We start from the raw sequence: 13,828 nt of genomic DNA on the forward strand, positions 1-13,828 counted from the left end.
TTTCATAATTTCAGAAATCGCGTATTAGCTTGTTTTTCTGATTAGATAAAATTATCACCACAAGTTCAGGAGAGCCAAAGGACTTTTGCAAGAAGTCTAAGGACTGAAGTCCTCACTCCGAACCAATTTTCTGGTATGATTTTGGGGTTTTGGCCGATCGCCCGACCTTCAACAGGTCGCGCGGTCAAAAAGCTTGATATGATAAAACTTGATCTGACAAACACTAAGGAGAAAGAATGACCCAAGTTGTAATAGGCGAAAATGAAGGGATTGAGTCAGCCCTGCGACGGTTTAAGCGACAAGTCTCCAAAGCGGGTATTTTCCCCGACATGAGAAAGCACCGCCACTTTGAAACCCCGTTGGAAAAGCAGAAGCGCAAAGCTATTGCCAGAAGGACTAAGAGACGCTTTCACCGCAATAACAAACCCTAGAATTATTAGCACTAAATTGATTCGGCAGATATAATGCCTTGCGATTCTAGTACCGCAGCGACTCGGAGAATCACCGCTTCGCTGTAGGGAGCACCAATAATTTGTACCCCCAAGGGCAAAGCGCCGGGCCGCTGTACGGGCACGCAAAGAACGGGCAAGCCAATAAATGATAGGGGTTGGGTGAACAGTCCGAGATTGGGACGCACTAAGATTTCTTGTCCGGCTATTACCATTTTCTCGACGCCAATTTCAGGGGCAGCTATCGGGGTTGCGGGTGCGAGGATGATGTCTGTTTGTTGGAATATTTCGCGAATTCGATCGCGGTACCACTGTCTGAATCTCTGGGCTTGCAAGTACCAAGTCGCAGGGATCAGGGTTCCCGCTAAAAAACGATCGCGCGTGGCAGGATCGAAGTCTTGAGGGCGCGATCGCAAATTGTCTAAATGCAAGTTTCCCCCCTCGCAAGCGGTAATGATAAACGCCGCAGCCCGGGCGCGATCGGATTCCGGTATGGTGACAGTTGCAAGCCCCCCTATTTTTGGGGGGTTTGTTGTTTTTTTTGTGCCATTACCACAATCCAAGACATTTGTCAAGGCCTTGGCAACTATTTCTACAGCATCCATTGCTTCCGGTTGAGTTCCTGTAGCGAAATACCCGTCAGCAACAGCAATTCGCAATCCTTCGATGCCTTGATTTAACTGCGGCGAACAAAGTTCTGGCGGGCGTTGAGTGCAAACTGGGTCGCGAGAATCAGGGCCTTGCAGGATATCGTACAGCAGCGCGATGTCTCGGAGCGATCGCCCAAACGGCCCCACACAATCCAAACTACTCGAAAATAAATAAGCGCCGGCCCTCGACAAACGGCCGTAAGTAGGCTTAAAGCCAAAGACACCGCACAAAGCAGCCGGTACGCGGATGGAACCGTTAGTATCAGAACCGAGAGTGAAGGGTACAAAACCGGCGGCGACTGCTGCTGCGGAACCGCCGCTGGAACCGCCGGCGATGCGCGCAGTATCGCGGGGATTGCGCGTGGGCCCGTAGTGGCTGTTTTCCGTCACAAAACCGTAGGCGTACTCGTCCATGTTGAGCGTACCCACGAGCACAGCCCCGGCTTGTTTGAGTCTGGCGACCACCGCCGCGTCCTGGGTAGCGGGAGGATTGTCAGCGTTGATTTTCGACCCAGCTAGAGTAGTAATTCCGCCGATGTCGAACAGGTTTTTGACAGCGAAGGGAACGCCTGCTAAAGGGCCTGGGTTTTCGTTATTTGCGATCGAATTATCTATCTTTTCGGCTGCTGCGAGTGCGCTTGATGCAGTGATTGCAGTAAAGCAATTAAAAGCTTTATCCTTAACAGCAATCCGTTCCAAAGCAGCATTTACCGCCAGTGTAGCCGTAACCTTACCCGATTTAACAGCCGCTGCCGTAGCAACCGCATCAGCCCTCTCCAAAAAACATCTGCGTTCATCCGCGTACATCTGCCCTCATCTGCGGTTAAAAAACTAAGGTTCAAACACCGGCGCGACTTCCACTTCTCGGGGTAAAGGAAACTCAGTAACGAGTCGGGCGATCGCAGCTATCCTTTCAAAGTTTACCACAACACCGGGCCGATGTTCTGGATCTAACGGTAAGTTTATCAGTTCAGCGGTGCGATCGACATATTCTTCTACATTTACCATGAGTCCCTCCCAAAAAAACATCAGCGTTCATCCGCGTACATCCGCCCCCATCTGCGGTTGAAAATCTAAGATTCAGATATAAGTGCGATCGATTATTGTATTGTAAGCGCGATCGGGCTGTCAGTTATTATTGCTCAGTTTTTTGTATTCCTCGGATTGTCTGATATCATCTAAAGGCGATATAGGTTCATTTGGTAGATCGGGACTGAATTCTATACATATATCAATAGCCGCTTTATTATAGTTTTTATAATCATCATTTTCATAACATGAATTTACCACTTTTGCCTGCACTCTCAATTTTCCTTCCTGCCATCCTCCAGAACCCACTTTAAGAAGTTTACAATTTACTGCTTTTATACATTTCCATTGAATTTCACTGCATATAAAACTTCCTGAATCAAAGGAAATAGTGCTTAAATCTAATTTGATATCAGTACGTTCTTCATGAAAACCACCGCGATAAGCTGGTTTCTTTTGATAACTTATTAAAAATTTTTCCTGAAATTGTTTACTCATTAAATCCTTAAATTTGCCAACGGTAAATGTATTATTGTTATCGAACAACAAAACATCATCATCGCGGTCTATTGGTTGAAATTTATCATTCATAAAATGTGATTCTGTCATTTATATTTAAATATCATACTTGTAGAAGCAGGAGTTACAAATGTTCCCGTGGGAGTGTCCACTTTAGGAATACCACTATCTTAACCTTTTTTATGTCTGCTTGCTTAGCAGATTTCATAAACTCAGCCAGCTTCGATGTTTGTTTCCCACTCAAACACTGACAGTTTCCCGCAACTTCTCAACTGCAACATCAAGCGGAGGCAAAGTAAAATCCTCAGCATCCATCAATTCCTTAACCTTCTCGAAAATCTCAACCTCCGCCTCTTCCTGATCCGTCAGCTTATCATAAAAACAAGGGTCAGTAAACCACTGCTCAAAAGCAAACCTTAACACCCCATTCGGGTCAAGCATAAACTGCCAATACTTAGAAACTCGGTTATCAACTACTTCAAACAGCGGTGCCGGAGTCTGTATGGGATAATAACTGTAATTATCATCACAAATATAGTACCAAACTATTCCCTGCCACGAGCGGATTGCATAAACAACATATTCCTTGCCAACAGTCAACGGCAATTCAACCTTTTTAGTATAACCTCGGGCCGGATCAATATAATTTTCCGGTAGAACTTCCCCAGTATTAGCAATACAGCGAACAATCATAACTTGTCTACCTATAAATTTTTAGGGGCTATTTTAGGATATTGTCGTTTGAATTTTAATTCAACTTGTTGGAAAATTTTTGCATTTTCAGTATTTTCAAACCAGTGTACTTGTACGGAAGCTCCATTAATTACAAAAGCCTGAATGCTGGTTATTTTGTACCAGTCTTCGGGATTACCTCCATAGAGGGCAACAAGTCTGGAAACATCCCCTAGTATATCGTCAGGCCCGCCCTGAATTGCTCTACAATTACCAGCCTTAGCATCTTGCAGTAGCAGTTGCTCCTGCAAATTTATCGGACTCTCATCGGGAATAGCGCCTTGACTCATAATTTAACATTTTCAAATGTGATTTGTCAAATATCATTAAAACAAATTTCCCCCACTCAAACACTGACAGTTTCCCGCAACTTCTCAACGCCAACATCCAGGGGAGGAAAATCAAAATCTTCAGCATCCATCAATTCCTTAACCTTATCAAAAATCTCAACCTCCGCCTCTTCCTGATCCGTCAGCTTATCATAAAAATAAGGATCGGTAAACCACTGTTCAAACGCTATCATTAACAAGCCATTGGGCGAAACTTCAAACCGCCAATACTTAGAAACCCTACTGTCAACCACTTCAAACATCGGTGCCGGATTCTCCATCGGATAATAGCTAAAAATATCGTCGCAGATGTAGTACCAAATACTACCTTGCCATTCTCGTATAGCGTAAACAACATATTCTTTGCCTATTGTTAATGCCAACTTAATTTTTTTAGTGTAACCGCGTGGCGGATCTATATATTTCTCAGGAAGAGATTCACCCGTATTAGCAATACAACGAATTTTCATAACTTGATGACCTACAAATTTTTAGGAGCAATTTTGGGATACTGTCGCTTGAACTTAAACTCCACATCTTGAAGAGTCTGACTGTTCCGAAACCAATGAACTTGTACGGAAGCTCCATTAATTTCAAAAGCCTCAATACTTGTCATTTTATCCCAATCTTCAGAATTCCCGCCATAAACAGCAATAAGTCTCGGCGCATCCCCCAACAATCTATCTGTACCGCGACGAATTACTTTGCAATTACCAGCCTTAGCATCTTGCAGTAGCAGTTGCTCCTGCAAATTTATCGGACTCTCATCGGGAATAGCACCTTGATTCACAATTTAACAGCTTTAAATATTGTTTGTCAAACATCATAAAAACTAATTTGCGCTGGCACAGTTTCCGCCAGCAACTTTCCCTGCGAAATCACATACCGAACCGCAGCACGCCTCCTAATTGCATCATAACAATCATCAGCATCCAACACAATCAAATTTGCAGGTTTCCCCGCCTCTATCCCATAATTATCATCTCCCAGATTGAGAGTTTTAGCACCGTTGACAGTAACCATATTAAAACAAGCTGCAATCTGGGCCATTCCCGTCATCTGACAAACATGAACCGCCATGTGAGCGACATCCAACATATTTCCCGTACCTAAACTATACCAAGGATCTTGCACGCAGTCGTGACCAAAACTCACATTCAATCCCTGTTGCCACAACTCCTTAACCCGCGTCACCCCACGGCGTTTGGGATAAGTATCCGCGCGGCCTTGCAGGGTGATATTAATTAAAGGATTGGCAATAAAATTAATTCCCGATTTTGCCAAACTTCCCATCAGCTTAAAAGCATAAGCATTGTTATAAGAACCGAAAGCCGTCGTGTGGCTAGCCGTCACCCGCGAACCAGCCCCGCTTCTAATCGCACAAGCTGCTACAACTTCCAAAAATCTCGACTGTTCATCATCAATTTCATCGCAGTGAACATCTATTAATCTATTGTATTTTTCAGCAAGTTCAAAAATTCGCTCAACCGACTTCACCCCATCTTCCCGCGTCAACTCATAATGCGGAATCCCGCCCACAGCATCCGCACCCATATCCAGAGATTTCTCTAAAAGTTTGTCATTTTCTGGACTTCCGTAAATCCCGTCTTGGGGAAAAGCCACAACTTGCAGAGTCATCCAATCTTTGACTTGTTCTCGAACTTCCAAAAGTCCTTGCAAAGCAGTCAGCGTCGGTTCGCTAACATCAGCGTGACTCCTGACAAACAAAATCCCTTGAGACGCTTGCAGCCTTAAAGTTTCAACCGCCCGTTTTTTGACATCATCCAGAGTTAAACTTTGCTTTCGTTCCCCCCAGATTTGAATTCCCTCAAACAAAGTGCCGCTTTGATTCCATCGCGGTTCCCCCGCAGTCAAAGCCGAATCGAGGTGAATGTGCGACTCCACAAAGGGGGGAGTGACTAATTTGCCTCCAACATCAATTTCGGATTCTCCCAATTCGGAAATCTGCGTCGATACGGCGGCTATTTTGTCCCCATCAATAGCGATATCTACTGTTTGACTGTCGATCGCACCTAACAAACGACATTGGCGCAGAACAATGCTATACTTTTGCTCAGGCATGACAATTGCACCTATTTTAATACTCGTAAACTTTATCCTTCCTACTGAAGCCAAAAGCATTCCCCAACCACTTGCTAACCCCCTCCTTCTCCCCCTCTGCGTCCTCTGCGCCCTCTGCGGTTAAAAACTCTTGCTCAAAAAACCCACCCATAACCATAATCACCCAGAAAAAAGCGCAACTACAAATCGCCCATATCAGACAATCTCAAACTCCAGATTGTGATGTTTCACCAAATCAAAGGTAAAATGGTCAACCACATTAGTATCGCTCAATTCCAGATTGTAAAAATCAACAAAATCCGCATCAAAATACGGCCCAGCGTGCCAAGTCCCCACATCTAACTTAATAAAACAATTGCCCGGAATCCGAAAAGCAGCCATATCCTCTAAACTCGGTTTATAGCTATCCCCAGGAGGCGCAACCGCCATCAACCAATCCTTACCATCCAAAGAACCCAAACACTGAGTACATTGAACGTGTCGCGTAATTTTGCCAAACTTGCGACCTTTATGGTGGAGCCGCATAATGTAAAATCTAGGAATACCCTTTTGCAAACTTAACTGAGCATCCTCAGCATCGAAAGACTTACCATCAACAGCCGCAAAGATAACTTGACCGTAACTCCGAAAATTCTCCGGTGTCACCCATTGTGCAAACAACTGCTTAGTTGAAATTGATTCGCTCATAACTCCCAACCTCCCTAGCTTTCTCCGTCATAAATATTCTAATATAAATAGTAAGACCACTTTATTTCTACCTTCAACAGAAACAAAAACAAACCTTTCTACTCATCCCATAAGAAAATAAACAAGATTGCTTTCATTTGATCGCCCTTCTTGAAATTTATCCGCGTTAATCTGTGTTAATCTGCCTGACATCTGCGGTCTCCGTATCAACCTTACAATCAAAATCAGCGCACTGCTGCAAAAAACGAGCCGGAATATCACGACGAGCACCCCAGTGCAAATGCAAATAAGAAGCGTGCACCCGACAAACTCCCCAACCTTCAGCAACCGCCTCAACTTCCCCCCGCTTCCCGTACCTCCAACTGTGATAAACTGGATTAATCGGTTCCACAGTTAAGTGCGATCGATGAAACTCATGTCCCCAAACCTCATCAAGAGCAGTTAACACCGAACTATCCCTCACCGCCACAGCTTCTCGGTATCCCAGCGTCAAACGCTTTCCCATCACAGCAGCAGTTTTCAACACTCCTACCCCTTGCCAAGAATTGCCATCGAAGTCTACAATAGAATCGCACAAATACATCAAACCGCCACACTCCGCATAAGTCGGCATTCCAGAAAAAATCGCACTTCTTACCGCATCCCGAATTAAAACATTACCGCTCAATTTTTGAGCAAACACTTCGGGAAAACCACCACCAAAATATAACCCTTGCACATTGTCAGGAAAAACCGCATCATCAAGCGGGCTCCAAAATACCAACTCGGCACCCAACTCTTCCAACAAATCAAGATTGTCCTGATAGTAAAAATTAAAAGCCCGATCGCGCGCAACCGCAATCCTCACTCCAAATTGTTTTCCCAAACTGTTGACAACATCATCTTTTTGAGTTATAATAACCGAAGGGAGACTGTGCCTACCCAAAAGTTGCTCAGACCCCTCACCCCCCCCATTTCGAGTTGCAGCCAACAAAGGCAAAAGTTGCTCCCAGTCAAAACTAACAGCAGCCAAATCAGCCAGTTTATCGATCGCAGCATGAAGATTCGGCAACTCCTGGGCCGGAATCAGCCCCAAATGTCGATCGGGAATAGTAACAGCCTCATCCCTACGCAAAACGCCCAAAATAGGTAAATTGAGCGGTTTGAGAGCATCTTGAAGCAGTTCCAAATGTCGATCGCTCGCCACCCGATTCAGCACCAAACCAGCGAATTTAAGGTCAGGGTTAAAAGAACGAAAACCGTGGGCGATCGCAGCCACAGAACCAGAGAGCCTGCTGCAATCGATCGCAAACAATACCGGCAAATTCAGCAAATAAGCAACATGAGCCGTAGAAGCAAAGGAAATAGAATAGTGTTGTTTTTCTTCTGGCTTTCTTAAATCCGTTAAATCTGTTAAATCCTTTACATTTCGTACAACCGTTGCCGAACTTCTATCCGTTACATCCGTTACGAAATCCGTTGCCGAACTTTCTTCTTCTTTCTTCCGAGAAACACCATCAAATAGTCCCATCACCCCTTCAACTAAGGCATAATCGACATCTTGAATATGACGAGAAAAACACTTTTTTACATAACATTCAGACGTTAATACCGGGTCTAAATTGCGACAGGGGCGACCAGTAACAAAAGCATGAAACATCGGGTCAATGTAATCGGGACCAACCTTAAAAGATTGAACATTCAAGCCGCGGCGGATTAAATAAGCTAAAAGGGCGATCGTTACAGTGGTCTTTCCCGCCCCGCTGCGTTCGCCAGCAATTACTAAAGTCATAGTTCTAGTTAGTTACAATAAATAATAGAATCTAATTGCAAGTATTCCCTCTCAATTATTGAAATTATCTGCGTTAATCTCCGTTAATCTGCCTTGGATCTGCGGTTGACCGGCTCTATCAAAAAAGTAGGGCAGACATTGCCTACCCCACTTAATATTAACTCAATTCCTTATTCCTTTCTCCTTATTCCATCCATCCGCTACATCCGCTACACAATCCGTTGCCGAACTTCTTTTACCGCTTAGCCAACTTCAGTATTTGAGCCGTCACTGCCAAACTTTCCTCGTAAAGCATATCTCGGCCCCAACTCTGCAAGTGTTGGCCTAGCAACTGTTCTGTCACTTGGTCAAACAGAGGAGTCACCTGGTTAAATCGATCGGTTTGAGCGCCACCCTTCATTTCCATCCGCATACAGCCCCCGGTTTCCGAACACAGAACCGTACCGCAGTCAGCTTTCTCGTTTGTAGAATTCAAACGCAGAGCAATCAAATCGCCCGGGACATCGCCCGAATCAGCAGTAGGAATAGCACCCAACTCGGCTTCGACAACCCGTTCGTCCGCACCCGCGAATTTAATTCGCTTGATTTGGTAATCGCCCTCTTCCTGTTTGAAAGCAACCGGACGCCACTGAAGCCGGCTCGCCAGCCAGCCCAAATACATTAGCGCTTGAGTAGAATTGCCCTGTTCGTAATCGATCGTCACTCGATCGATCTCTTGAATTGCCGCCCGACGTTCCGGGGCGTCAAAAGCCTCAGCCGCCAACTCTTGCCACGCGGCCAACCGGCGCCAATTCAGATCGGCGATCGGAATTCCTTCCTCGATCAGACTTTGCATCACCAGCAATTCCGCTTCAGGCTCCGCAAAACTGCTAGAGTCGATAATCACAGAACTGCTAGTTGCCGCCAGCCGCTGGAACAAATCTCGATCGGCATCTGGATTCGCTTTCCACCACACCAACTTTGGTAAATCCGCAATCATCAGCGCCGTCACAATGCCACTCACCCGTTCCAGAGCAGCTTCCGTACCCCGCAGCGTAATGTACTCGCAGCAGATCAGATTGCCACTGCTGCGCTTGTGAACCGGACAATAAGCAGCCACTTGAGCCTGCACGCCCGTATCTTCCCCCCCCGTCGGGCACAGAGCAATAATCCGGCAGGGGTTGGCAGCCACAATCGCGTCAGCCACCCCCGAACCGCCTGAACCCAAGCCAGTCGGGCCCAAAAGCTCGCCACTGGAATTTTTGCGAGCCACTTCTTCCCGCAACATTGCCAGTAATTCAGCGCTAGGTTTGCCAGTTCTCGCCATTCCGTAAGCTTTTTGAGCCGCCCTGATGCTAGATGCCGTCATCGGCCCGCTAATACCGTCGATCGGCCCCTCGTAAAACCCCAGATCCCCCAATAACTGTTGAGTTTCTTCCGGTTCGTAGACTACAAAAGTAAAAGTTGTTGCCCTAGTCGCGATCGGAAAATCGCCCTTTGACCCAGATTCTTTGTAACTTTCCCAGATTTTACTGAGTTCTGCCTCTATTTGGTCGATCGACACATCTTTAGGACTTTGCAGCGAAACCAGAGGCGGAGCTTTTATCGGTGTCATCGTCATAAATCTTGTCTCCTTTCTTATTAGTTATTAATCATTGGTCATGGGTCATTGGTCATGGGTCATTGGTCATTAGTCATTGGTCATTAGTAAATTTGAATTGCATAAATCTTGGATTCAAGAAGACGAAACCGCAGATTAACGCAGATTAACGCAGATGTATTTCCTGTTAGGGAGAGCGAATTTTGGCAATTCAATTCCTTTCATAACTACTGCTGACTAATGACTAATGACTAATGACTAATAACTCTTAAAGTCTGCGCCACTTGCGGCCGTCTCTGTTCATTAGCAGTTCTGCTTCCGCTGGTTCCCAAGTACCCGCTTCGTATTTAGGAACCAACTCCTGTTCGTTGGACGATTCCCAAGCCATTAGCGCCGGCGTTACCACCCGCCAAGCTTCTTCCACTTCATCAGAACGGGTAAACAAAGTTTGGTCGCCCAGCATACAATCAATCAACAGGCGATCGTAAGCATCCGAAGATGTCACCCCAAACGAAGCACCGTAACTAAAATCCATATCCACCGTCCGCGTCCGCAAATCCGGCCCCGGCATTTTCGCCTCAAACCTCAGCGAAATCCCCTCGTTGGGATGCACGCGCATTGTCAAAACGTTGGGGGTAGTTTGTTGGGCTGCGGACTGAAAAATCATCAGAGGCACTTCGCGAAACTGAATCGCAATTTCGCTGACTTTTTTCGGCAACCGCTTCCCCGTCCGCAGGTAAAAAGGCACTCCCTGCCAGCGCCAGTTGTCGATCGTAAACTTCATCGCCACAAAAGTCGGTGTTGTCGAGTTGGGAGCAACCCCCGGTTCTTCGTGATATCCCGGCACGGGTTTGCCCTTCATCCACCCTGCGGAATATTGACCGCGAATCGCTGAGAACTCCAAGTTATTCAAATCTGCTAAGCGAGTTGCTTGCAGAACTTTCATCTTTTCCGTGCGGATGCTATCAGCGTCCAGGGAATTCGGCGGTTCCATCGCCGTCAGACAGAAAATCTGCATCAAGTGGTTTTGCAGCATATCCCGCAGGGCCCCAGAGGATTCGTAGTAACCCGCCCGGTCTTCTACGCCTACTGTTTCTGCAACTGTAATTTGTACGTGATCGACAAATTGCCGGTTCCACAGCGGTTCAAAAATCGCGTTGGCAAACCGGAACACCATTAAATTCTGAACAGTTTCTTTACCCAAATAGTGGTCGATCCGGTAAACTTGCTGTTCTTGGCAAACCTTCTGCACGACTCGGTTGAGAGCTTTTGCCGAACTCAAGTCGCGGCCGAAGGGTTTTTCAATTACCAAGCGGTGTTTTACTGGATCGGTCAGCATTTGAGCAGCGCCCAGTTGCCTAATTGCTTCTGGGAAAAAGTTCGGGGAAACCGAGAGATAAAATATGTGATTGCCGCGAGTTCTCCTTTCTTCGTCGAGTTCCGCTAAGAAAGCTTTGAGTTTTTCATAGCTTTCGGGGTTATCAATGTCGCCCGGACAGTAGTACAAACCTTGAGCGAAATCTTGCCAAAATTCTTCACTGCCAATGCCGCCGCCAAATTCTTCAATGCCTTCGCGCATTTGCTCTCGGAAGTAATCGTGACTCCAAGGGCGGCGGGCTACTCCCACTACGGTAGTTTCCGGTGGCAAGCGCCGATCGCGCTTCATCTGATAAATTGCTGGTACCAGTTTGCGCTGGGTCAGATCCCCTGAAGCTCCGAAGATTACCAGAATTTGCGGTTCCGGCACCCGTTCTTTTCGCAAACCGACGCGCAGTGGATTTTCAAGTAGCGTTACCATTTATTTTCCTTTTGCTTCTAGTGCTGTTAATCTTGCCAAGACAGCCTGATAGTTGGCGGTCATTTCTGCTAATTGCTGGGTGAGAGAGTTAATCTGCCCTTCATATTCAGCTTTCATTTGCTCTCTAACTTCCGCCCGGATTTTTATTCTCTCAGCAGCCAGTCGAACTTCCCAATCTTTATCCCGTTGTCGCAGTTCAGCTTTTAGCTGCCTGTTTTCGGCCCTCAACTGCTCCAACTCCAACGCCACAGCAGCACTACGGCGATCCCTTTCTCTGTTTTGCGATCGGATTTGCTCTCTGAGCCGCTGATTGTCCGATCGCAACTTCTCCAATTCTGAAGCACCATCCTTGCCAGTTCGCCCGCTTCCTAGCGATGGAAATCGCTGTTCAACCAAACGTTGAACTGCTGAACCAGTAGGCATACCATTAGGCGATGACTCTACTGCTTCTTTCCAAATTTCTAGCTGTACCTCGGGGGGCAATCCCTTTAATGGGCGGATTTGATATTCTTTAACAAGGGAATTGTGTACGTTCGTACACAAATTTTCCACGATCTCAGCCGCGTCAATGAACTGATAAGCTCTTCGTTTCGTGATTCCCCACTTTTCGTGACAATAAGCCTCAAAATTCTTGTGGGTTTCCCGGTACAGTTTTTGTTCCCGAATTTCCTCAAGAGCTTTGCCGACTTCGTAAAAAGTGTGAAGTCCTTGTTCTACGATCGATTCGAGTTGTTGAAGCCTCGCCCGTTCAGCGATATCCAGTTGAGCGTTGACTTCCTCGCTTTGTTGAATGGTATGGGGAGTTAACATAACACTTCTTTAGCAGTCAGGTATGAAAAATCAGAAATTTGCGGACTTGATATTCTTTGACAAGGGAATTGTGTACGTTCGTACACAAATTTTCCATAATCTCAGCCGCCTCAATGATTGCAGACAGACATTTTCTCAGGAGCCCCGGAACCCAAATGATTATGTATTATGACTCCTGAGAGTTTCTGCCCTTACCGATACAAACCTGCTCTCTACACCGGCGCGAGCCTCTTAACTTTCTCTTCCAAGGAATCCATCAGGGATTGGAACGGGGTGACGAATTTATCAATCCCCTCCAAGAGCAAGTCTGCCATCACTTTGTCCAAGTTGATGTCGATGTCGGGATCTTTGAGACTTTCGATCAGCGTGTAAGCTTCTGCAACGTTGGTCTCAATCCGGGGTGCGACATCGCAGTGGTCGAAACAAGCTTCGACGGTGTTCGGCGGCAAAGTGTTAACGGTGTCCGGGCCGATCAGTTCATCAACGTACATGACATCGCTGTAGTTGGGGTTTTTGGTGCTGGTGGAAGCCCACAGCAGCCGCTGCACTTTCGCTCCTTTGGCAGCTAAAGCTTGCCAGCGATCGCTCGCTACAATCTCTTTATATTTCTGGTAAGCTACCTTCGCATTGGCGATCGCAACTTTCCCCTTCACCGCTTCCAGTTTGGCTTTCGTAGAAATATCGGTAACGTTTTTAAGTTTCTCGTCAATCTTGCCGTCGATATTGATGTCGATCCGGCTCAAGAAGAAACTGGCAACAGAAGCAATATTGCTAATATCCAAACCTTTAGCAGCCCGCGCTTCCAAACCGCGAATGTAAGCCCAGAAGGTTTCGACGTAGCTGTCAACCGAGAACAGCAAAGTCACGTTAACGTTAATCCCTTCGCTGATGACTCGCTCGACTGCGGGCAACCCTTGAGCGGTTCCCGGAATCTTAATCATCACGTTTTCTTTGCCGAGGGCTTTGTAATAGCGCAGGGCTTCGCTAATAGTGCTTTCTGTATCGTTGGCGATCGTCGGCGGCACTTCGATGCTGATGTAACCGTCCAAACCGTCGGACTCTGCGTACACTGGGGCGAAGATGTCGCAAGCGTTGCGGATATCTTCAAACACCAGAGTTTCGTAAATTTCGAGTACAGATTTACCCGCCCGGATGCCAGCTTCGATATCCGCGTCGTAAATCACATTACCCGCGATCGCTTTCTCGAAAATAGCCGGATTAGATGTAATCCCGCGCAGTCCCCGACTTTCAATCATCTGTTTTAGTTCGCCGGACTCGATCAGATCGCGAGTCAAATTGTCCATCCAGATACTTTGGCCAATTTCTTTGATTTCTAACAGGTGATTCTTTGTTGTTTCCGTCATTACTGTAACTCCTACAATTTGATATTTGA

Annotated in this window: 15 protein-coding genes; 1 reads left to right on the forward strand and 14 read right to left on the reverse strand. The window is 46.4% G+C overall.

Translation table 11 applies throughout. The annotated features are described in order from the left end of the window. The first annotated feature begins 236 nt into the window (after positions 1 to 236). Entirely contained in the window at positions 237 to 431 is a 195-nt protein-coding gene (gene rpsU, locus QUB70_RS20520; protein ID WP_006632476.1) for a 30S ribosomal protein S21, read from the forward strand. Positions 432 to 442: 11 nt separating this feature from the next. Here the strand turns inward: rpsU and QUB70_RS20525 are convergent, their stop codons facing one another. The 14 genes from QUB70_RS20525 to tal form a co-directional block, all read right to left on the reverse strand. After that, positions 443 to 1,906: an AtzE family amidohydrolase gene (locus QUB70_RS20525; protein WP_332983090.1), complete on the reverse strand. Its 1,464-nt coding sequence runs from the start codon at positions 1,904 to 1,906 to the stop codon at positions 443 to 445. A gap of 24 nt (positions 1,907 to 1,930) precedes the next feature. After that, positions 1,931 to 2,107 carry a DUF4089 domain-containing protein gene (locus QUB70_RS20530; RefSeq protein WP_332983092.1) on the reverse strand — a complete coding sequence of 59 codons (177 nt, stop codon included), beginning with the start codon at positions 2,105 to 2,107 and terminating at the stop codon, positions 1,931 to 1,933. Positions 2,108 to 2,227: 120 nt separating this feature from the next. Then, positions 2,228 to 2,737, reverse strand: coding sequence for a KGK domain-containing protein (locus QUB70_RS20535; protein ID WP_332983093.1), 510 nt, complete (start codon positions 2,735 to 2,737; stop codon positions 2,228 to 2,230). A 150-nt stretch (positions 2,738 to 2,887) separates the two neighbouring features. Then, positions 2,888 to 3,340, reverse strand: coding sequence for a hypothetical protein (locus QUB70_RS20540; RefSeq protein WP_332983094.1), 453 nt, complete (start codon positions 3,338 to 3,340; stop codon positions 2,888 to 2,890). Positions 3,341 to 3,351: 11 nt separating this feature from the next. Further along, positions 3,352 to 3,669 (reverse strand): hypothetical protein, encoded by a 318-nt coding sequence (locus QUB70_RS20545; protein WP_332983096.1) that lies wholly within the window; start codon positions 3,667 to 3,669, stop codon positions 3,352 to 3,354. Positions 3,670 to 3,725: 56 nt separating this feature from the next. After that, complete coding sequence (locus tag QUB70_RS20550) at positions 3,726 to 4,178, reverse strand: hypothetical protein (protein WP_332983097.1); 453 nt, start codon at positions 4,176 to 4,178, stop codon at positions 3,726 to 3,728. An 11-nt stretch (positions 4,179 to 4,189) separates the two neighbouring features. Continuing rightward, positions 4,190 to 4,498: a hypothetical protein gene (locus QUB70_RS20555; protein ID WP_332983098.1), complete on the reverse strand. Its 309-nt coding sequence runs from the start codon at positions 4,496 to 4,498 to the stop codon at positions 4,190 to 4,192. Between the two features lie 26 nt (positions 4,499 to 4,524). Next, positions 4,525 to 5,790, reverse strand: a complete 1,266-nt coding sequence (gene codA / locus QUB70_RS20560; protein ID WP_332983099.1) for a cytosine deaminase — start codon at positions 5,788 to 5,790, stop codon at positions 4,525 to 4,527. 195 nt (positions 5,791 to 5,985) lie between these two features. Next, a complete protein-coding gene (locus tag QUB70_RS20565; RefSeq protein WP_332983100.1) occupies positions 5,986 to 6,477 on the reverse strand; it encodes an ureidoglycolate lyase in 492 nt (163 codons plus the stop codon). A gap of 166 nt (positions 6,478 to 6,643) precedes the next feature. Then, entirely contained in the window at positions 6,644 to 8,248 is a 1,605-nt protein-coding gene (locus QUB70_RS20570; protein WP_332983101.1) for a cobyrinate a,c-diamide synthase, read from the reverse strand. A gap of 235 nt (positions 8,249 to 8,483) precedes the next feature. Then, positions 8,484 to 9,848 (reverse strand): glucose-6-phosphate dehydrogenase assembly protein OpcA, encoded by a 1,365-nt coding sequence (gene opcA, locus QUB70_RS20575; RefSeq protein ID WP_332983102.1) that lies wholly within the window; start codon positions 9,846 to 9,848, stop codon positions 8,484 to 8,486. Positions 9,849 to 10,095: 247 nt separating this feature from the next. Then, positions 10,096 to 11,625 carry a glucose-6-phosphate dehydrogenase gene (gene zwf / locus QUB70_RS20580; RefSeq protein ID WP_332983103.1) on the reverse strand — a complete coding sequence of 510 codons (1,530 nt, stop codon included), beginning with the start codon at positions 11,623 to 11,625 and terminating at the stop codon, positions 10,096 to 10,098. Further along, positions 11,626 to 12,435, reverse strand: coding sequence for a hypothetical protein (locus QUB70_RS20585; protein WP_332983104.1), 810 nt, complete (start codon positions 12,433 to 12,435; stop codon positions 11,626 to 11,628). Positions 12,436 to 12,647: 212 nt separating this feature from the next. Then, positions 12,648 to 13,799 carry a transaldolase gene (tal, locus tag QUB70_RS20590; protein WP_332983105.1) on the reverse strand — a complete coding sequence of 384 codons (1,152 nt, stop codon included), beginning with the start codon at positions 13,797 to 13,799 and terminating at the stop codon, positions 12,648 to 12,650. Positions 13,800 to 13,828 lie beyond the last annotated feature (29 nt).

It is taken from the genome of Microcoleus sp. A003_D6, from assembly GCF_036702825.1.
Taxonomy (GTDB): Bacteria; Cyanobacteriota; Cyanobacteriia; order Cyanobacteriales; family Microcoleaceae; genus Microcoleus.

Bases quoted from the DNA above. Each gene is read 5' to 3' on its own strand.
- rpsU (WP_006632476.1), top strand. From the start codon at position 237: ATGACCCAAGTTGTAATAGGCGAAAATGAAGGGATTGAGTCAGCCCTG.
- QUB70_RS20525 (WP_332983090.1), bottom strand. From the start codon at position 1,906: ATGTACGCGGATGAACGCAGATGTTTTTTGGAGAGGGCTGATGCGGTT.
- QUB70_RS20530 (WP_332983092.1), bottom strand. From the start codon at position 2,107: ATGGTAAATGTAGAAGAATATGTCGATCGCACCGCTGAACTGATAAAC.
- QUB70_RS20535 (WP_332983093.1), bottom strand. From the start codon at position 2,737: ATGACAGAATCACATTTTATGAATGATAAATTTCAACCAATAGACCGC.
- QUB70_RS20540 (WP_332983094.1), bottom strand. From the start codon at position 3,340: ATGATTGTTCGCTGTATTGCTAATACTGGGGAAGTTCTACCGGAAAAT.
- QUB70_RS20545 (WP_332983096.1), bottom strand. From the start codon at position 3,669: ATGAGTCAAGGCGCTATTCCCGATGAGAGTCCGATAAATTTGCAGGAG.
- QUB70_RS20550 (WP_332983097.1), bottom strand. From the start codon at position 4,178: ATGAAAATTCGTTGTATTGCTAATACGGGTGAATCTCTTCCTGAGAAA.
- codA (WP_332983099.1), bottom strand. From the start codon at position 5,790: ATGCCTGAGCAAAAGTATAGCATTGTTCTGCGCCAATGTCGTTTGTTA.
- QUB70_RS20565 (WP_332983100.1), bottom strand. From the start codon at position 6,477: ATGAGCGAATCAATTTCAACTAAGCAGTTGTTTGCACAATGGGTGACA.
- QUB70_RS20570 (WP_332983101.1), bottom strand. From the start codon at position 8,248: ATGACTTTAGTAATTGCTGGCGAACGCAGCGGGGCGGGAAAGACCACT.
- opcA (WP_332983102.1), bottom strand. From the start codon at position 9,848: ATGACGATGACACCGATAAAAGCTCCGCCTCTGGTTTCGCTGCAAAGT.
- zwf (WP_332983103.1), bottom strand. From the start codon at position 11,625: ATGGTAACGCTACTTGAAAATCCACTGCGCGTCGGTTTGCGAAAAGAA.
- QUB70_RS20585 (WP_332983104.1), bottom strand. From the start codon at position 12,435: ATGTTAACTCCCCATACCATTCAACAAAGCGAGGAAGTCAACGCTCAA.
- tal (WP_332983105.1), bottom strand. From the start codon at position 13,799: ATGACGGAAACAACAAAGAATCACCTGTTAGAAATCAAAGAAATTGGC.